The 18,472-nt window shown below is 50.9% G+C and carries 15 protein-coding genes and 1 riboswitch; of the genes, 4 read left to right on the top strand and 11 right to left on the bottom strand.

Annotated features, from left to right (window positions below; translation table 11 throughout):
• Positions 1–102: 102 nt before the first annotated feature.
• On the top strand, positions 103–759 hold the full coding sequence (locus EDM54_RS26215) for a DUF4183 domain-containing protein (protein ID WP_141334124.1): 657 nt from the start codon (positions 103–105) through the stop codon (positions 757–759).
• A gap of 55 nt (positions 760–814) precedes the next feature.
• Positions 815–1,099 (top strand): DUF4183 domain-containing protein, encoded by a 285-nt coding sequence (locus tag EDM54_RS09765; protein WP_003387735.1) that lies wholly within the window; start codon positions 815–817, stop codon positions 1,097–1,099.
• 907 nt (positions 1,100–2,006) lie between these two features.
• Here the strand turns inward: EDM54_RS09765 and EDM54_RS09760 are convergent.
• The 6 genes from EDM54_RS09760 to EDM54_RS09735 form a co-directional block, all read right to left on the bottom strand.
• Complete coding sequence (locus EDM54_RS09760; protein WP_003387736.1) at positions 2,007–2,228, bottom strand: helix-turn-helix domain-containing protein; 222 nt, start codon at positions 2,226–2,228, stop codon at positions 2,007–2,009.
• Positions 2,229–2,404: 176 nt separating this feature from the next.
• On the bottom strand, positions 2,405–3,331 hold the full coding sequence (locus tag EDM54_RS09755; protein ID WP_003387737.1) for an ABC transporter permease: 927 nt from the start codon (positions 3,329–3,331) through the stop codon (positions 2,405–2,407).
• A gap of 30 nt (positions 3,332–3,361) precedes the next feature.
• Positions 3,362–4,225 (bottom strand): ABC transporter permease subunit, encoded by an 864-nt coding sequence (locus tag EDM54_RS09750; protein WP_170208323.1) that lies wholly within the window; start codon positions 4,223–4,225, stop codon positions 3,362–3,364.
• 165 nt (positions 4,226–4,390) lie between these two features.
• Positions 4,391–4,849 carry a chemotaxis protein CheX gene (locus EDM54_RS09745; protein ID WP_003387739.1) on the bottom strand — a complete coding sequence of 153 codons (459 nt, stop codon included), beginning with the start codon at positions 4,847–4,849 and terminating at the stop codon, positions 4,391–4,393.
• Between the two features lie 90 nt (positions 4,850–4,939).
• On the bottom strand, positions 4,940–5,323 hold the full coding sequence (locus EDM54_RS09740) for a hypothetical protein (protein ID WP_024984219.1): 384 nt from the start codon (positions 5,321–5,323) through the stop codon (positions 4,940–4,942).
• Positions 5,324–5,389: 66 nt separating this feature from the next.
• Positions 5,390–9,154, bottom strand: coding sequence for a S8 family serine peptidase (locus EDM54_RS09735; RefSeq protein ID WP_122958130.1), 3,765 nt, complete (start codon positions 9,152–9,154; stop codon positions 5,390–5,392).
• Positions 9,155–9,328: 174 nt separating this feature from the next.
• On the opposite strand from EDM54_RS09735, the gene EDM54_RS09730 reads away from it, so the two are divergent.
• Positions 9,329–10,933, top strand: a complete 1,605-nt coding sequence (locus EDM54_RS09730; protein WP_003387744.1) for an MDR family MFS transporter — start codon at positions 9,329–9,331, stop codon at positions 10,931–10,933.
• A gap of 114 nt (positions 10,934–11,047) precedes the next feature.
• Here EDM54_RS09730 and EDM54_RS09725 read toward each other — a convergent pair whose 3' ends face one another.
• The 4 genes from EDM54_RS09725 to EDM54_RS09710 form a co-directional block, all read right to left on the bottom strand.
• Positions 11,048–12,439: a hypothetical protein gene (locus EDM54_RS09725; protein ID WP_122958129.1), complete on the bottom strand. Its 1,392-nt coding sequence runs from the start codon at positions 12,437–12,439 to the stop codon at positions 11,048–11,050.
• Between the two features lie 128 nt (positions 12,440–12,567).
• A complete protein-coding gene (gene sdhB, locus EDM54_RS09720) occupies positions 12,568–13,317 on the bottom strand; it encodes a succinate dehydrogenase iron-sulfur subunit (RefSeq protein ID WP_003387745.1) in 750 nt (249 codons plus the stop codon).
• 18 nt (positions 13,318–13,335) lie between these two features.
• Entirely contained in the window at positions 13,336–15,096 is a 1,761-nt protein-coding gene (sdhA, locus tag EDM54_RS09715) for a succinate dehydrogenase flavoprotein subunit (RefSeq protein WP_003387746.1), read from the bottom strand.
• 18 nt (positions 15,097–15,114) lie between these two features.
• A complete protein-coding gene (locus EDM54_RS09710; RefSeq protein ID WP_003387747.1) occupies positions 15,115–15,726 on the bottom strand; it encodes a succinate dehydrogenase cytochrome b558 subunit in 612 nt (203 codons plus the stop codon).
• A gap of 401 nt (positions 15,727–16,127) precedes the next feature.
• On the opposite strand from EDM54_RS09710, the gene EDM54_RS09705 reads away from it, so the two are divergent.
• Complete coding sequence (locus EDM54_RS09705; RefSeq protein ID WP_003387748.1) at positions 16,128–16,574, top strand: DUF2507 domain-containing protein; 447 nt, start codon at positions 16,128–16,130, stop codon at positions 16,572–16,574.
• A gap of 181 nt (positions 16,575–16,755) precedes the next feature.
• Here EDM54_RS09705 and EDM54_RS09700 read toward each other — a convergent pair whose 3' ends face one another.
• Positions 16,756–17,997 carry an aspartate kinase gene (locus EDM54_RS09700; RefSeq protein WP_003387749.1) on the bottom strand — a complete coding sequence of 414 codons (1,242 nt, stop codon included), beginning with the start codon at positions 17,995–17,997 and terminating at the stop codon, positions 16,756–16,758.
• A 223-nt stretch (positions 17,998–18,220) separates the two neighbouring features.
• Positions 18,221–18,408: riboswitch (Lysine riboswitch) on the bottom strand.
• Positions 18,409–18,472: the final 64 nt, after the last annotated feature.

Here is an 18,472-nt window from a genome sequence, read left to right as displayed (position 1 = left end):
TTGCCTATTTTTGGTTAGGTTGGTTCTCTTTGGCTATAAGTCTAACTACTTACGTTGCAAATTAACGTAGCATAAGTTAAGCCATGATGTGGAGGTGTCTGCATGCTATGCCGACGATCAAAAGGGGCTGAAAAAAGAAACAGGAAAAAAATAAAGTGCTTACGTCCTCGCAAGAAGAAGTGTCCGAAGAAAAAACAAAAAATTGTTTGGGTTAAATGTCCGCGTCCCAAAATTATTGTACGCGCTCCTGCTGGGCCTCCTGGGCCCCAAGGAACACAAGGACCCCAGGGATTCCGTGGACTTCCAGGACTTCCAGGACCTCAAGAACCTCAAGGACCTCAAGGACCTCAAGGACCTCAAGGACCTCAAGGACCTCAAGGACCTCAGGGACTTCCAGGACCTCAAGGACCTGGTGGATATGAAGGCACCATAACAATCCTTCCAGAAGTATACCGATATTTTTATATTGCACCCGAAGATATTCAATTGACCCGCACAGTTACAATTGCCGCAACCCATTTCACGGACAATCAGAGAAATTTGGCAACAAGTTTTAGAGGACTAAGTCCCAGCAGCTACATCAGCCTCTTCGTAAACGGGATTTTGCAAGAGTCCAGTTTGAGTGAGATCAGTGAAAATGAACTGACACTCCTTGGAACAGGAGACACTATTTATTCAGGAACTCCTATTATTCTTGAGATCGTTAAATTCTCTGCTATAATCACCCCTGAAAATGAGGAATTCAACGGAGTCGATTAGCACTTACAAACTTCCAAAATCTTGCATTTGCTAAAAGCGAAGGAGGTGATACCAGATGCCAATCGTAAAACCCTTTATTGCAGGCAGAAGGTTCTCAGGCACAGCAGGTGCGGGTACAGGAACGGGGGCTACGTTTTCCATTGCAGCAACCACTTTCACAGATGATACAGGTGCGGCGGCCACAGCATTCCCAGCTTCTTATTCCTACTACAATCTGTACATTAATGCCGTGATTCAAACTGCTGATACTTCCACTGCTACTACCACAGCGATAACGATCCCCGGCGGAGACGTATTGGATCCCGCAACACCGATTATTATTGAGTTTGTCGTTACGTAAGCCTTTTGCCAACAACGTCGACATTCCATTTTTTTCATGAATGTCGGCATTGTTGTTTTTTTATCCTCAAAGAGCCGAAATGTATTGTTAACGCTCCTTATTCCTCCCCATAGTTTGCAACCATAACCACATTCATTTGAAATCAGACGTAAAAAATGACCGCTAAAGCTTACCTAAGGGTGGTTAATCGATTGTTCAACAGTGTATGTTGAAGCTCCATCAGTCAGGTAACTGCAGAACTAGTTGCCGAGAGCTCCATTGACTTCAGCCCATGAATGCAAAATTGTACGGTAATACCTTGCTTCCCATTTCTTGAGACGGAAACCGATCAGCATAAATAAAAAGAAAAAGGTTCATAAAGTACCCTTAAACTCCTTTACGGAGCATCTATACAGCTTAGAAATAATAAATTTCTTGGCAAACACGTTGTGCATAACAACCTTGTGGTTCAGCCGCAAAGGCAGCACCTGAGACAGACATAACCATCATGATTGCAAAAGAAATAGCCAATCATTATTTCATAGGTATCACCTCCTTAATAGTAGATTATGATAAACAAGTTTACATACTTGCCATTTGTTTTAAAATTTTTGGTGTACGGGTGGCGAGCGTAACCAGATATGCTTCAGCCTTACTCATGCCTCGCATCGCAGCGCCGAGAAGGAAGAACTCATTAGAACAAGCGCAATCGTACCAGAGACGGTAAAGTTGGGGCCGGATTTTCCAAAAAAGACCTTGATGTTTGAATGAATTTTGGCACCCCCCGTAACTTCTCTACCCAAAATTGATTCACCGGTCGTAGAGTGGCTAAACTCGGACGATGCAAAGCCTGTTCTCCTGAATTTGGGCAAAAAAAAATCCTCCCTTCCATCGCAAGGGAAGAAAAGGGAGGCTGGGTGGGCTGGGTTCAAATCTCTAACTCACCAAGTCGAACGAGTTCGACTACTGCTTGAGATCGACCTTTGACACCTAATTTTTGCATGACATTGCTGATGTGATTGCGTACGGTTTTTTCACTGATGAAGAGTTGTCCGGCAATCTCTTTTGTTGTCTTATCCTGGACCAAGAGTTCAAATACTTCTCTTTCTCGATTTGTCAACAACGGCTTGGTTTGGTCGCTCCCCTTCAATCGTGCCACCCCTCCTTGTGGGCTCTACAGGAACAAGGTTGAGGGATTACAGAGTCACCTTATCCTATGTAGGGGGGTGGGTGGTGGTGCCGGAATTACGGGGATTTTAGGCTTTTGCCTTACATCCTATTCAAAAAATGGGCGATGGGTTCCGCCGGGAAAGCCCCCTTTCCCAACTAAATAAACGGTGTCCGTTGATACGTTTCCTGAAACCGGTCGCGAAGCCCCTTTGCCAGGAGCGAAAAGGAACCGATGGCAATGATAAAAGCAGCCAGCGGGATCATAAAAATCCAGGCGTTGTTCCCGTAGACAAACCCTCTGTACGAGCCGAGCAGACCAGCCCACTCGTTCGTAACGGAGTGATAAATGACCGGATCGTAGGTGACATAGGTGCCGCCCACAAACAGATCAAACATACCGAGCAGCCCCATCAAGGCCATGATGGAAATCATCTCGGTGACGGCGATCAGGACAAGCTGTTCTTTTAGCTGCGGGAGGACATGACGAAAAATGATCTGCTCGCGTCCGGCCCCGAGAGAGACGGCAGCCAGCACATACTGCGTTTCCTTGATCTGTTCGGTCTTTTGCCGGATCGAAGACGCGACGCTGGGGGCGCCAAGCAGTGCGACGAGGCCGATAAACAACAGCACCAGGGTGCCGATGGCCAGCTCCGAGTTCCGATTCAGCCCAACGAGTAAAAAGTACACCGGCAAAAAGAGAGGCATGTATCCCCAGGCGTTTTCGATCGAGAGCCACCACTTTTGCGGCTTGTCCTGAATGCCGATATAAAGGCCGATGATCGTACCGATCAAGAGGCGTGCGACAGCGGCGAGCATCGTGACGAACACGGTGTACGGCGCTCCGTGAAGCAGCTTTGTCAACAGATCATAGCCCCATTTGTCGGTGCCAAGCCAGTGCTCGCTTGAGGGGGAGAGCGGCGGAGAGATGATGACGGTCTTTCCATTCACTTCGACATTTCTCACTTTTTCTTGATGTTCCAGATCGTAGGGAGCGATATAGGGGCCAATGATCCCGAGAACGATCAGGAGCATCACAAGCACCGCTCCGACCCACAGGGATACATTCACTCGACGCTTCTGCATGGCAAAACCTCACTCTTTTTTACACTCTGCTTATTTGTAGACAGCAATCTGTTCAAACAGATACAAAATAGCCCGAATCAACAGGTACACCAATATGGAAAGCAATATAATGCCCATCAGACCCATTACGGCCGCGTTAAACTGATAAATGCCATTTTTGGAAAAAATGAACCGGGTCAAGCCCACTACATTTAGAAGATATTCCACGATGAACAAGTTGGCCACCGTAATCGCGATGGTCTTCTTCAGATCCGCCAGCAGAAACGGCTTCACATTTTTATACACATGGTGAACGAGAATATGCCAAATGCCCATCCCCTTTGCCAAAGCGGTCTTGATGTAGTCCTCACCGCCGATTTGCCCGTATTTGAGACTGATTACCTTCATCAGGAAAATGGTCGGACCGATCGCCAGCATCGTGAGTGGGAACCACATGTTGCTGGAGTCACTTGTCGGGGAAAGTGTAATAATCCGAATATTCGTCCACTTGTAAAACTGAATCGCCGCCAAAATGGATAAAAATATCAGTACAAAGTCAGGAATCGTGGAGAGCAGATTCAATAGTTTTTGAAAGTAGCGAACAAATGCAAACCGCTGCAGGAACAGCCCGAATAACAAACTTGCCAAAACAGCGATCAATACACTGTAAAACATCAGTTCAAAGGAGTTGATCGCAAAAGGAACGATATCCTCCGCAATGCTCCGTTCATCATTTCCCGAGTAATAAGTACCCAGTGATCCTTCCCCTATCTGCTGAAGCAAATAGACGGTGTATGTGACGACTCTTTCCGGCGCAAAATGCACTTCCTCTTTCTCAACATAAAGCATGTACGGGCCGCCGCAGACAATCACAACGAGGAAAAACATCCCGATTAGCTGCCTAATATATGACAAACATTCATTCCCCCTTACTATCTCAAACAATACACGATCTGGAAAAAAACGACCAGACAATCAAAAATATTTTATCTTTTTTTATTATTCCAACTCTTGCACAGATTCGTCAACCCTTCGCGAACCGAAAAAAAGGCGTTCTGCCAATGCAGAGCGCCCACCTTCCTACTTTCCTACCAGGACTTGGATTTCCATACGGCCCATGTCGCTTAAGTCAAGCGGGACTGTATATGCGGTCCGAGAACCCCATCTATTCTCCTGTGCCTGAATAAACTGCGGCGGAGTAATATCAATCACTACGCCTTGATTGTAAAGCATTGTGCTGGCGTTGCCGGAGATCATATTCCCGAGTTCCGATATAGCGCTTTTCCCGATTTCATCAAGTTCATTAACGGGGAAGCCCCCCATCATCGCTGATACAAGACGCAAGGCGAGGTCGTTTTGCAAGCCGAAAAACACGTCGCCTTCCAATTGACCGGTCATTCCAATGCGGATCCAGGTATGATCGTCCCGATAGTACCACTCTGTCATCTCCAATTCTCCCCGTTTGATCGTCACGTTGCAAAGCTGTTCAATCACAAAGGAAGCCGAATCCAGAAACGGATTGAGGTACTGGACGTTCATCTTCATTTCCTTCCTTCCCGTACGAATTTCTCCTCATGAGGCCCATTATAATGTCGAAAAATGGCAGAGACAAGTCGTTATCCAAAATATTTAAGGACTTTCGGTGTATAAAACAGGTACATCCGGAAAGAGAACCTGTACATTAGCACTAGTTTCTCTTGTGAAAATGAGACTGCATTTGCGCAAGTCAAGCACCTCGACTCCCACTTCATGACAGCTCAACTGCCACAAAGGGCTGCTTACTTCCTTAAAAGCAAAGACCGTATCTCCAAAAGCCAGACATTCTCTAATGCAGCGCTCTGCCGGAAAATCCGGCCCCTCCTCCAGCAAATGAACGGGCTCCACGCCAAACTGCTGCAACAGATGAACCCTGTCAGCGAGCTGCTCAGGGCGCTTTCGCGACACGTTTCTTCGCGGTGAAAGCAGCGGATATTCCTTTTTTACATATACCCAATCAATTCCATGATAAAACACGTTCACTCCTCCCTGCACAAAACATTTCAGACCCCGAAACAGAGAAAAGGATGCCGGCTGGCACCCTTATCTCTTTTTCCCTACGATGACCATCTCTGCTTTTGTTTCGCGCCCGAGGGCATCGACTGCCACTACGGACAGCTTCTGCTTGCCTTCCTTGACGCTGTTTACAAGCGCACGGAATTCTCCTCTGTCATTCACATCGACGAACACATGCTGGTCTGCATAATCCAGATGCATCCGTACGGTCCCCGGAGCCGTCACTCTCCCGGAAATCTGCATGCTTTCTCCCGCATATACCTCTTTGTTCTTCTCTTCTATATGCAGTGCCGGCGCCGGAAAAGGCTTCGCCTGATACGTGTAGCGCTGCTCGGCGTGATGCATCACGAGCGAACCGGCCTGGGCATCCACATAAGCGTATACCGTCATAGAGGACTCATTGCCCGCGGCGTCTTTCCCCTCAAGCAAAATACGGTTTTCGCCGTGCTGAAGGGGGAGCGTCTGGGTGAAGTTTTTCTGCACGGCTTTCTCCAGGTGATCTTCCTCCCAACTGGAGACGATCTGTCCGTTGATGCTTACCTGGCCTTTGTATGTCTGATCGCGATACGCAAACTTTACGGGTACCAGCATTCGTTTGGTCCCTGCATCAAACCAGATTGTCTCGCTGCCGTCGTTGGTCAGCTGAAGCTGCGGAGGTGTCGTGTCTACGATGATCCGCTGCGTAAAATGTCTGCTGTTCCCATGCATGTCCTGGGCATGATAGGGAACGTAATTGAGCCCTTCCGGCAGCTTCAGGATGGTTTTAAATGAACCGTCCGTCTCGACCTGGACCGGATTTTTATTGATTTGCAGACGCACTCTGTCCAGCATGTCTTCACCCGCAATCCTGCCGTTGACCGCTACCTCAGGCTGACGGGTGACCAGCACCGAGGTGTACAGGTCATTGGGAAACTGGACAAACGGAGGGGTGACATCGCTCTTTCCATTGATGTTGACAACACTCATATTTCCCGCATAGTCATACGCCACCAGGGAAATCCGTTTGTCCGGCTGACTGACAATGGTGCTGGTTATGCTCGCAGAATAGGGTCCGCCCACTTTTTTCCCGCCTACATACAACAGGTAGCCTTGAATGTCCTTGTCGCGGGAGCTCCAATGTACTTTGTTCCCGGACAGGGAAGCAGTGACGACCGGGGCTTTTGTGTCTACTTTAATCGGAAGAGTCAGCGTGTGCCAATTGGCATGACGGCTGTCGATGCGGGCCCGGACGACGAATCGGTAGGCTCCATCCGGGACGGTTTCATAAACGCCCTTCTCGGGATTGTACTTTTTCCCGTCCCAGCTCCATTCTTCCCGCTCCGTATAGTAATAAGGGGTCCCCAGCTTTGATTGATCAAATTTGCTGATTTTCTCATCGCGTGACAGCGACCGGATGATTGTTCCTCCGCTGTCCACCACATCCACCGTCACTTGGCGGGCATTGCGCAAAAATGTAATCGAAGGAGCTGCAACATCATAGTGTCCGTCTCCATTTGGCGAAAATGCAATCTTGGCCGGATCGACCTGTACATGTCCGTCCTCGCTCACGCCAGTGACACCAAGGTAATCGCGGTATTTCCACTTGTCATTTTCCTTGTCGTGATACCAGGTCGTCTTGACGCCTGTACGGTGCTCCTGGCTCCCCGGGTCCCACATCGGCTGATCCATTACGCGCGGTTCATCCCATTTTCCGTAAAACCCGTAATAAGGCACCCGCAGCACAGGAATTTCGGAGTCGGTCGGCTGAAAAACAACATATCCCTCGGCAAAAATATTGCGGGGAGCGTTTTTCGGAATGTGCAGCGTTACCTTTACTTCTGCCCGCTGTCCGGGCTGAACGGTGACCTGCTGAGCGGAAAATCGCAATGCGGCCCCCTGCAGTGCTGTATCGGTAAGCATGTTAATCCCGTCCTGCCGCTTGTCCGTCAAGACCCCGAACTCATCCTTGACCTGATACGTGACCGGCTTTTTTCCGAACTTGTTCTCGACAAACAGGGAAAACGTCGTCGTTTCTCCAACCTCGCCCAGCGATACGCCAGCTTTCCCCTTGGCATCAGTGATAATGCTCGGGGTTTTAATCGCTTTGGCGATCTGCATCACGCCCGCACCTTGCACGCGCGGACTGTACGGCACTTTACCCGTCATCCCGCCGCTTGCCGTGCTTGCAGCACTGCGCGGGTCGAGTACCGGCTGCGCTGTATTCATTGCCGCGGCCTTCATCGTTTCAACCAGTTGTCGTCCGGACAACTGGTAGCCCTGTTTTTGGTAGGCCTGCTTCAGAAGAGCCATCCCGCCTGCCACATGAGGGGTAGCCATGGAGGTTCCGCTCTTGACGGCATAATCGGTTTCGCGGACGAGCGACAAAATGCCTCCGCCTGGGGCGGCAATCTCCGGCTTGAATTGCAAATCCGGCGTCGGTCCCCAGGAGGTGAAGGCGGAAACCGTTCCCCCATCCGGATACGGCATCGGATTTTGCGCGAACTGACCGTCAAAGTTGATTTTTACTTTTTTTCCCTTTTTCAACGCCTGCGTCAGCATTTCCCCCGTTTGCTTCAAAATCGAGACAGCCGGCAAGGCAGTGGTGGTCTCGGCGGAAATGATGAGCGGCCCCGGCTGATTGTTGTAGATTACAGCCCCTGCCGCTCCTTTCTCCTTGGCCAAACGCAGCTTCTCGTCAAAGGAAATGTCGCCTCTCTCCAGAAGGACCACTTTCCCTTTTACCGAGACGTTGTAATCCTCTTTTTTCCCTTTGCCCATGTACATCAGTTCGTACTGCTTCATCAGGGCTTGCACGGGATTCAACGCTTGTCCGCTGGCTGCGTGCCCATGGAGATACACGACCCTTTCGAGGCCCGGCACTCCCTCGACGGCGAAGCTGAGACCGGCAAGCGTGGTCGCATTTACAGACGCAACAGAGAAGGCGTCAGGAGCGAGACCCGGAGAGCCGATCATCGAGACATCCGGATTCTGCGCCTTTACCTTGTCACTGCCAAAGTAGGCGTCATTTCCTGCCGCGGCGACGACGATGACTCCGTTGTCGACAGCCCGTTTGACAGCATACTGCTCGGTATTGGTTTCATCTACATATCCTGCTGACGAGCCCAGACTGAGATTGATCACATCCGCTTTTTTGGCGATGGAATCATTGATCGCAAACAAAATAGACTCGCTCAGCCCGGGGACCTCCCCCTGGTAATTGCTGAAAACCTTTTGGCTCAAAAGCTGTGCTTCAGGAGCAACGCCTTTTATTTTTCCGTTGGCAGCCACAATGCCAGCCACATGAATGCCGTGTTGGGACTCGCCTACATCCTCTGTAATTTGATTGCGGTCTGCCCAGTTGTACCCGGGTATTACTTTTTTCGCTACTCCTGATTTTTGCTGTGCGGAACGCTTGTCCCGCGGGGCAGGCAAATCGGGATGCTTTCCGTTAATTCCTGTATCGATCACAGAGATGAGCATGCCTTCTCCCTTGACCCCGATCTCCTCCCAAGCCTTCTTCGCTTCGATCATATCCAGGTTGGAAGTGGGGGGATCCGCTACCTGCTCCCCCATCAGCACATGTTCGGCACGCGTCCATTCATCTGCAGATGCAGACTGGACTGTACCAGCATGAGTAGCGCTTTGCATAGCTGGACTTGTCTGTCCGTCGTCAGGACGCAAATCGGACCAGACCTGCTGCTTGGTAATGGCGGCTACGGCTTCAGGAAAGTCGCCCTTTGTGCTCCAGGTGCCCGCCGTCGTTGACGGAAGCAAAACCAACGATAACCCGATGTAAAAGACCTGTTTCTTCATCGTTTGCCCCCTTCCTAAAAAACACCGAATACCATAAGTCTTCCATGGAAAGCAGACACCTATTCTCAAAAGGGAGATTTCACCTGTCTCGAGAATGCGGGATCTGCGGGCATACTACTGGGAAGAAAAAGACCGTGGCATCCGCAGTACGCCTATGGACAGGAGAGATACACGATGGAAACGCAAAAAAATAGAGGATTGTTGATTACTGGCCTGCTCGTCGCGATGTTGTTCGCATCTCTTGACAATACGATTGTGGGAACAGCAATGCCGCGGATTGTCGGTGAGCTGGGGGGACTGGGGATTATGACCTGGCTGACCACCGCCTACATGCTCAGCTCCACTACGGTTGTCCCTATCGCCGGCAAAATGGCCGATCTGATCGGTCGGAAAACGGTTTATGTAACGGGCCTGATCATTTTCATGCTCGGCTCTGCGCTTTGCGGTATGGCTCAGTCCATGACCCAGCTCATCTTTTTTCGCGCTGTGCAGGGAATTGGCGGCGGCGTTATGATGCCGATGGCGATGATTATTATCGGGGACATTTTTACAGGGGAACAACGGGCCAAATGGCAAGGGGTGTTTGGAGCTGTATTCGGTCTGTCTTCGATCATCGGTCCGCAGGTGGGCGGTTGGATTGTAGACGCATCCAACTGGCGCTGGGTTTTTTACATCAACATGCCGGTCGGAGTACTGGCTACCATCCTGATCGCCATTGCGCTTAAAAACCGCCAGCAAACAGGTCCGGTCACCTTTGATATCTGGGGAATGTTTACGATGGTCGGAGGAGTCGTCAGCCTCCTTCTGGCGCTTACCTTCGGGGGCAAAAATTACCCTTGGCTCTCTTGGCAGATTCTTTCTCTATTCGCCTTGTCCGCCGCCTTCATTACCGGATTCATATGGATCGAAGGCCGAACAAAAGAGCCAATCCTGCCGCTGCGCCTGTTTCAAAACAGAACCTTTTCGCTCTTGAGCGGAATTGGCTTTCTGATGTCGGTCGGGATGTTTGGCGCGATTATGTTCGTCCCGCTGTTTATGCAAGGTGTCGTAGGCATCAGTCCCTCGGAATCCGGAACCGTCATGGTGCCGATGATGCTCTCGATGATGGCTGCCAGCATGCTTGGCGGGAGAATCGTCAAGTTTTTGGGAGTGCGGCTCCAGATGATTCTTGGCATGGTCGCGATGGGCGCCGGCTTTTGGCTTTTGTCGACGATGGGCATGGAGACAACAAAATATACGACGATGGTGCATATGGTCGTGCTCGGATTGGGAATCGGGCTGGTCATGCCGATGATTACCATTGCCTTGCAGGAGTCCTTTCCCAAATCTCAGCTTGGCGTAGTGACTTCCTCCAGTCAGTTTTTCCGGCAAATTGGCGGGACGTTCGGGATGACGATCCTCGGTGCTGTAATGAACTATCATTCGACCAATTTGCTTACAGCAAGCTTGGTACCGTATCTGGAGCAGCTGCCGCCTCAGGCCCACGATATGGTCGTCCATTTTGAATCGATGATCAGGACGAATCCACAGGGGATGTATTCGATGCTTCTTAGTCCAGAGGCCCTGTCCCAAATCCCTGCGGCCATCCAGCAAACGCTGCTGCCCATCTTGAAAGTCTCGATGGTCGAATCCCTGCACCATGTGTACCGATACGGGCTGCTCTTCGTCCTGCTGGGAGCGATTTGCACGCTTTTCCTCGGCAACATCAAACTGTCCACCACACAGAAGAGTGAGGAAAAAAAGCCAAACAGACGTCCGGAGCCGGAGACACAACAGTGATAGGGACGATTTACAACAACAAGGCCCCTGTCGCAGAGCCGGTAGCATCCAACTCGCGGCAAGGGCCGTTTATCAATTCCCATCGTATGTACACCGGGTTTCAGCAATACCTCTTTACAGCTCGACAAGCTCGCCGGACTCACCATCGTACATGCAGTCACAGTCAATGACGTAGACAGGAATCGCTTTCTTTCTGCCGCGTCCGCTAGGGTCCGGGTAGTGGGGATCAAACATGTATCTCAGTTTGACAGTTACTCTGCCCTTCAGCGCATCCCAGGCTTCCGCTCTGGTTCGCAGAGCTTTCCGGAAATGGTCGTTTCCTGCTATTCCTTTCTCTTCGGCATGATCGCCTTCTCCCGCTTTGACACTCCGCCAGAAATCCAAAGCGTCCATAATCTGAACGAGTTCCCATGTATCTCGGTCAAAAAAGAAACGGATGCCTCCCCCCATCAAGAGCGGTATGCCGTGAATCATACGATGTACGTGGACGACTACCCGATTTTGGGGGAAGCTCTCGACAGCTTCCTGATCCGGTTTGCGGGTGTAGACGTACTCAAATGGATCGTCAGCATAGGCGGTGGATAAGTACGATCGGACAAGTTCCTTGGCAAGCTCTTTTTCCTCCATCGCAAGATCAGGGAAAAGCGGATGGGGCGCGTCGATCTCTGCTTCTGTCACGTGGTCGGAAAGACGCAGCAGCTCACGGTAGTCCTTGGTCCAAATCGGCTGTTCGTTCCATTTCACTGGCTTTGCGTCCGCTTCGTTCTGATACAATGCAATTCGCTCCAGCACCACGATTTCATCCGAAAACAGAAGTTCCCCCGTTTTGGCGTGAATGACATGCTCATGGCAGACATAGAACGGTTTTTCCAGCGAAAGGACCGGAAGATAGCCCAGGGACAATTGTTCTTCCGTGAGCTTTGCCAAAAGATTGCCGTCCGATATCCGTTCTTCGCCCTCTTCAAACTCGCAGTCATCCCATCTGCAATACAGGTGAAGAAGCTGATTATCATCTGCGTCCAGCCTTATGTCAAATTGCTGGTAGCTTCGGAATGGAATGCCGGCGCGGGCCCGGGAAAAGCTGAGCTCGTACCATTTGTCTCCGCATAACCGCTTTTTCCGGACTACAAGCTCGCCCAGATCAATCGGCAATCCGAGCTTTTCTATCCATTGGATGATGTGCCCCGAGACCTTCCTGTACATCTCATCGTCCATGTCCTCTACATCAAGATTCTCAGCCGTCTGGTCACTGCCATACCGATAGAAGGCAGTCAGCTTTCCCGTGCACGCATCCAGCACGGCGAGTATCGTATTTTTGTTTACCAGGCCTTCCTCATCCAGCTCCGGCTCTCCTCTTTTGTTCCACATCACTTCCATTGTATAGAAGGGCGTCTGGTTCTGTTCGCTATTTCGATAGATGCCGCTCGTTATGACTTCATGCGTACACGGTATGTCTGTCCACTGCTCTATTCTCTTGATCGCTTCTTCAACGGTTATCAGCTTCAAGGGCCATTCCTCCAAAGTACAAAAAATACACCTCTCTTTCAGTACGTGTGAAGAGCCCTGGTGGTTTCCTGAAAAAAAAAGCGTACATCCCAGAGCGGATGCACGCTTTTTGAAAGCTGTGTTTCTTCTTACGAGAAGAAGAAGCGTTTCACAGCGTATTTGGTTGTTTCTTTGTTCATGTGAGCGATCGAAGTGGTGAGCGGAATACCTTTCGGGCAAGCCTGCACGCAGTTTTGCGAGTTTCCGCAGTCACCGATACCGCCGTCCTCCATCAATGCTTCCAGACGCTCATGCTTGTTCATTGCACCAGTCGGATGCTGGTTGAACAAGCGCACTTGCGAGATAGCGAAAGGACCGATGAAGTCGGATTTTTGGTTGACGTTCGGGCATGCTTCCAGACAAACCCCGCACGTCATGCACTTGGACAGCTCATAAGCCCATTGGCGCTCTACCTCAGGCATGCGCGGACCTGGTCCCAGATCGTGGGTACCATCGATCGGAATCCATGCTTTGACGCGTTTCAGGGCGTCAAACATGCGGCTTCGGTCGATAGAGAGGTCGCGCTGAACCGGGAAGGTGCTCATCGGCTCAAGACGGATTGGCTGCTCCAGCTTGTCGATCAGAGCGGAACATGCCTGACGCGGCTTGCCGTTAATCACCATCGAACAAGCGCCGCACACTTCCTCCAGACAGTTGGACTCCCAGTTGACCGGGGAAGTCTTTTGTCCTTGTGCGTTTACAGGGTTGCGCTGAATCTCCATCAACGCACCGATCACGTTCATGTTCGGACGGTACGGGATTTTAAATTCTTCCACATACGGAGCGCTGTTAGGGCTGTCTTGACGAGTGATTTTCAGATGAATAAGCTTTTCTGCCATGATCAGTTCCCTCCCCTCTTACTTCTTCTTCTTGTCAGACGTATAGTCACGTTTACGCGGCGGAATCAGGGAAACATCCACGTCTTCGTAGTAAATTTCCGGTGCAGTCGTCTCCGGATTGTACTTGGCCATCGTTGTTTTCATGAAGTTCTCGTCGTCGCGCTCTGGGAATTCAGGCTTGTAGTGAGCGCCGCGGCTCTCGTTGCGGTTCAATGCGCCGAGCGTGATCACGCGGGCGAGCACAAGCATGTTCCACAGGTGACGAGTGAAGGATGCGCCGGAGTTGCTCCATTTGCTCGTATCGTTGATGTTGATCTTCTTGTAGCGCTCCATCAGTTCCTGAATTTTTTCATCCGTTTTTTGCAGACGGTCATTGTAGCGCACTACCGTTACGTTATCGGTCATCCACTCACCCAGTTCCTTGTGGAGGAGGTATGCGTTTTCAGTGCCGTCCATCTTGAGGATGTTGTCGTACTTCTCTTGGTTTTGCTTGGTATAGCTGTCGAAGATCGCAGAAGACAGATCGTCGGCAGACTCATCCAGACCGTTGATGTACTCGATCGCTTTCGGACCAGCCACCATTCCGCCAAAGATCGCGGACAGAAGCGAGTTCGCACCCAAACGGTTTGCACCGTGCTGGGAGTAATCGCACTCACCTGCAGCAAACAGACCAGGAATATTGGTCATTTGGTTGTAGTCTACCCACATGCCGCCCATCGAGTAGTGAACAGCCGGGAAGATTTTCATCGGAACTTTGCGCGGGTCATCCCCGACAAACTTCTCGTAGATCTCAATGATTCCGCCCAGTTTTACGTCGAGCTCTTTCGGGTCTTTGTGAGACAGGTCCAGATATACCATGTTCTCGCCATTGATACCCAGCTTCATGTCTACACAGACGTGGAAGATTTCGCGGGTCGCAATGTCGCGCGGAACGAGGTTTCCGTACGCCGGGTATTTTTCCTCAAGGAAGTACCACGGTTTTCCGTCTTTGTATGTCCAGACGCGGCCACCCTCACCACGAGCGGATTCAGACATCAGGCGCAGCTTGTCGTCGCCAGGAATCGCAGTCGGGTGAATTTGGATCATTTCGCCGTTCGCGTAAATGACGCCCTGCTGATAAGCCGCAGACGCTGCTGTACCCGTATTGATGATGGAGTTGGTGGATTTACCGAAGATGATACCAGGTCCACCGGTAGCCATAATGACGGCATCTGCGCGGAAAGAGCGAATTTCTGCAGAGCGCAGGTTTTGTGCCGTAATCCCCTTACAGGTGCCTTTCTCATCCAACACGACACCGAGGAAATCCCAATATTCGTACTTGGTCACAAGACCTTCCGCTTCAAAACGGCGAACTTGCTCGTCCAGAGCGTACAGGAGCTGCTGACCGGTTGTCGCACCAGCAAAAGCGGTACGGTGATGCTTGGTTCCCCCGAAACGGCGGAAGTCCAGAAGTCCTTCTGGTGTACGGTTGAACATGACGCCCATCCGGTCCAGCATGTAGATGATGCCGGGAGCGGCGTCACACATTGCTTTTACAGGCGGCTGGTTGGCCAGGAAGTCTCCCCCGTATACGGTGTCATCAAAGTGTTCCCAGGTGGAGTCGCCTTCCCCTTTTGTATTAACGGCACCGTTGATACCGCCCTGCGCACATACGGAGTGGGATCGCTTTACCGGAACCAGGGAGAACAATTCGACGGGAACGCCTTTTTCTGCTGCTTTAATGGTAGCCATCAAGCCGGCCAAGCCACCACCGACAATGATCAGTTTACCTTTTGCCATGTATGAGTCCCCCTATCCCTATTGAATGAACGCTGCCATCGCGCTTAAGCCGATGAACGAAACGATAACGAAAATACCCATGGTTACGTAAGTGGCAATGCGTTGGGAACGCGGGCCGACAGTGATTCCCCAGTGAACGAGGAAAGACCAGATACCGTTGGAAAAGTGGAACACGGTGCTGAGAATCCCGATTGCGTAGAAAATGATCATTACAGGACTGCTCAGGATATTGGCCATCATGTCATAGTTGACTTCGGCACCCATCGCTTTTGGAATACGTGTCTCAAATACGTGCCATGCGATAAAGATGAGCGTGATAATACCTGTCAGGCGCTGCCACAGGAACATCTGGTTCCGGAATTGACTGAAGCTGCCGACGTTGTGCTTTGCTTGGAAAGCAATGTAGATCCCATACACAGCGTGGAACAGGATGGGAATGTAGATAAAGACAAATTCCAAGACAATCAAAAACGGAACATGTTCAATCAATCCTACGACCTCATTGAACGCTTCCGGTCCTCGGGTTGCCTGATAGTTCGCTGTCAAGTGGAACAAGAGAAACAGCCCGACTGGGAACAAACCGAGTAATGAGTGAAGCCTGTGACTCAAAAAGCTATGGCCTTTTGCCATACAGTGGTCCCCCTTTCAATTATATGTCGCGTCCTTTTCATAGAGCTTTTCTCCACTATCCTAACCCATTGCCACCATGGTTACACATAATCGAAGGGCGACTTTCTCCCTGGGCGTGGCAAATTGTGTCGGAATACGGAAAAAAGTTGGGCAAAACGTTGACCAAAACCAATTGTACTCCTGTCTTTATAGAGCGTCAAGACAATGAATAGACTAATTCTATTTTTAGAATGGACTAAAAAAATTTGCTATTTTCTATGAATCTGTCATATCCCGCTTCTCTTTCTCATACTACTATATCAAGTAACAAACCAGACCGCATTCTCTCGCAGGCCTCGGTACAAAACCTTTGCAAAAAGGGACAAGCACCGGCCGCCTGTGCTAGAAAAGGAGGCATCCCGGTGAAAGAACAGGAACAACTCGGGGCACTGCTCCCCTCCCGTGTCATTACCGACATCGAACGCATTCACATGCCCTACCTGGGCTATCATCTGCTTCGCGAAAAACTGACAAGCACTCTTTTGGGAGAAAGCGAGCAAGCCATTCTCCACTGGCTGGGAAAAGACATTGGCCGTCAGATTCCGATCCAGTCCGCAGCGGGCCTCGTCATGCCTTTTATCAGGCTGGGCCTCGGCAAGCTGGATGTCCTGGAGGAGGGAGAGCGTCATTATCGATATCGATTGACGCACACGATTTTTTCATACATGCCGCCTGAACGAATTTTGCGCTCTCTGGCCCTGGAATGCGGAATCATTGCCGGAGCCGTCAACAGGTGGCAGGGCAGGGAGCCGGAGGTGCGAATGGAGCTGGCCGAGAAGGGGAGCGTCTTGATCTCTTTGGCTGTTTGAATGCGTGATTCTTCTGGTGCCATCACCTGAACAAAAGTCCCGGATCAGCTTCCCTATATTTATATAGAAGAAACAGGAAAATGGAATCAAATGCGCCTCGCTGCAATGAACAGCCAGACGGTCATATTTAACCCCCCTCTTCAACGAAAAGGGGGGAGGCGACTCTTGTATGTGGTTGTGCTTACAAACTGTGCACCACGGCTTCTTCGCTTACGTCCAAGCCGTAGGCCGTATGCAAGCTGCGAACTGCCAGTTCCGTAAGTTCTGCGGGAATCACGCAAGAAACCTTGATGTCGGAGGTGGATACCATTTTGATCGTGATGTCCTGCTCGGCCAAGACGCGGAACATCTCGGCGGCAACCCCCGGATTGTTCACCATGCCGGCACCGACGATCGATACCTTGGTCAGGCCCTCTTCATGATCGACTTTTTCAAAGCCAAGCTCTGCCTGATTGGAGGAGAGGGTTTCCAGCGCTTTTGGCAGGTCGCTGGCAGCCACCGTGAACGAGATGTTCGTCACGTCCGCATCATAGGAGCTTTGGATAATGATGTCTACGTTTACCTGGTTGTCAGCCAGCGTATTGAAGAGGCGGGACAGGGTTCCCACTCGCGCAGGCATGCCCACGACCGTCAGTTTTGCCACATCTTCATCATGTGCCACGCCGCTTACTACTCTTCCTGTTTCCATATTGGCAACCTCCTCTACGTACGTACCTTCTTCAGCCGTAAAACTGGATCGGACGACGAGCCGCACTTTGTATGTTTTGGCCGCTTCCACAGAGCGCGGGTGAAGAACACCGGCCCCCAGATTGGCCAGCTCCAGCATTTCGTCATATGAGATACTGTCCAGCTTTTGCGCGGACGGAACGACCCGCGGATCGGCCGTATACACGCCGGCCACATCCGTAAAGATCTCGCATCTGTCGGCATTCAGGCCGGCTGCAAGCGCTACGGCAGAAGTATCGGAACCGCCTCGTCCCAATGTGGTTATTTCTCCTTCGGCACTGACCCCTTGAAACCCTGCCACAATGACGACACGTCCCCGGGCCAGTTCCTTTTGAATCCGCTCGGTTTTGATTTCCGTGATCCGCGCTTTGCTGTGGATCGCTTCTGTTGTGACACCAGCCTGCCAGCCGGTGAGAGAAATGGCGTCATAGCCGCGCTGATGCAGAGCCATGGACAAAAGTGCGATGGAGACCTGTTCACCTGTCGCCAAGAGCATATCCATCTCGCGCTCCGAAGGGTAGGCGGAAATTTGTTTGGCCATATCCACCAGCACATCTGTCGACTTGCCCATCGCGGATACGACAATGACCATATCATGGCCCGCTTTTTTATATTCAATAATCCGGTCTGCTACTCGAAAAATGCGTTCAATGCTACCAACGGAGGTCCCTCCGTATTTCTGCACGATCAACCCCATGCGGCTTCTCTCCCTTTTCCTTGAATAGACCAATGTCTCTATGGATATTCTCTGTCGAAACGAAACGTTGCATGAGTCTTTTCCTTATCAAAAAAGGCAACGACAAGGAAAATACCTGCCGTTGCCTACGTAATAGACAATATCGGTTCCTCCTTCCCTGGACCACGCAAGCCGCTGGCACAAAGCATGACAGTACAGCCCCTGTCATCTACACGCAGCAGACTCGTGAGATAGCTCTCCATCCGGCAATGGGGTATTGCTCGGATGACAGTCCTGTATTTGTTCAACACAGGCCCAGCACGCAAGGAAGCGGGTCTTCCCTCCGTACTTCGGCGAATCCCCCTTTCCGCTACCCGTCAACGATCCCGATCTCAGGGTGGTACTCATGGTTTTCGCGCCTCTACCTCACTCCAATAAAGGGAAGTGAGGTTACATATTCTGTTTGAAAGGGATTATATCACGCAAAAGGCACCGG

This window comes from Brevibacillus borstelensis (genome assembly GCF_003710865.1).
Classification (GTDB): Bacteria; Bacillota; Bacilli; order Brevibacillales; family Brevibacillaceae; genus Brevibacillus; species Brevibacillus borstelensis.
Note: the sequence above shows the minus strand (reverse complement) of the source record. Positions and strands in the feature narration are given on the sequence as shown.

Excerpts from the sequence above, each read along its gene's own strand:
- EDM54_RS26215 (WP_141334124.1), top strand. The coding sequence starts at position 103 with ATGCTATGCCGACGATCAAAAGGGGCTGAAAAAAGAAACAGGAAAAAA.
- EDM54_RS09765 (WP_003387735.1), top strand. The coding sequence starts at position 815 with ATGCCAATCGTAAAACCCTTTATTGCAGGCAGAAGGTTCTCAGGCACA.
- EDM54_RS09755 (WP_003387737.1), bottom strand. The coding sequence starts at position 3,331 with ATGCAGAAGCGTCGAGTGAATGTATCCCTGTGGGTCGGAGCGGTGCTT.
- EDM54_RS09745 (WP_003387739.1), bottom strand. The coding sequence starts at position 4,849 with ATGAACGTCCAGTACCTCAATCCGTTTCTGGATTCGGCTTCCTTTGTG.
- EDM54_RS09735 (WP_122958130.1), bottom strand. The coding sequence starts at position 9,154 with ATGAAGAAACAGGTCTTTTACATCGGGTTATCGTTGGTTTTGCTTCCG.
- EDM54_RS09730 (WP_003387744.1), top strand. The coding sequence starts at position 9,329 with ATGGAAACGCAAAAAAATAGAGGATTGTTGATTACTGGCCTGCTCGTC.
- sdhB (WP_003387745.1), bottom strand. The coding sequence starts at position 13,317 with ATGGCAGAAAAGCTTATTCATCTGAAAATCACTCGTCAAGACAGCCCT.
- sdhA (WP_003387746.1), bottom strand. The coding sequence starts at position 15,096 with ATGGCAAAAGGTAAACTGATCATTGTCGGTGGTGGCTTGGCCGGCTTG.
- EDM54_RS09710 (WP_003387747.1), bottom strand. The coding sequence starts at position 15,726 with ATGGCAAAAGGCCATAGCTTTTTGAGTCACAGGCTTCACTCATTACTC.
- EDM54_RS09700 (WP_003387749.1), bottom strand. The coding sequence starts at position 17,997 with ATGGGGTTGATCGTGCAGAAATACGGAGGGACCTCCGTTGGTAGCATT.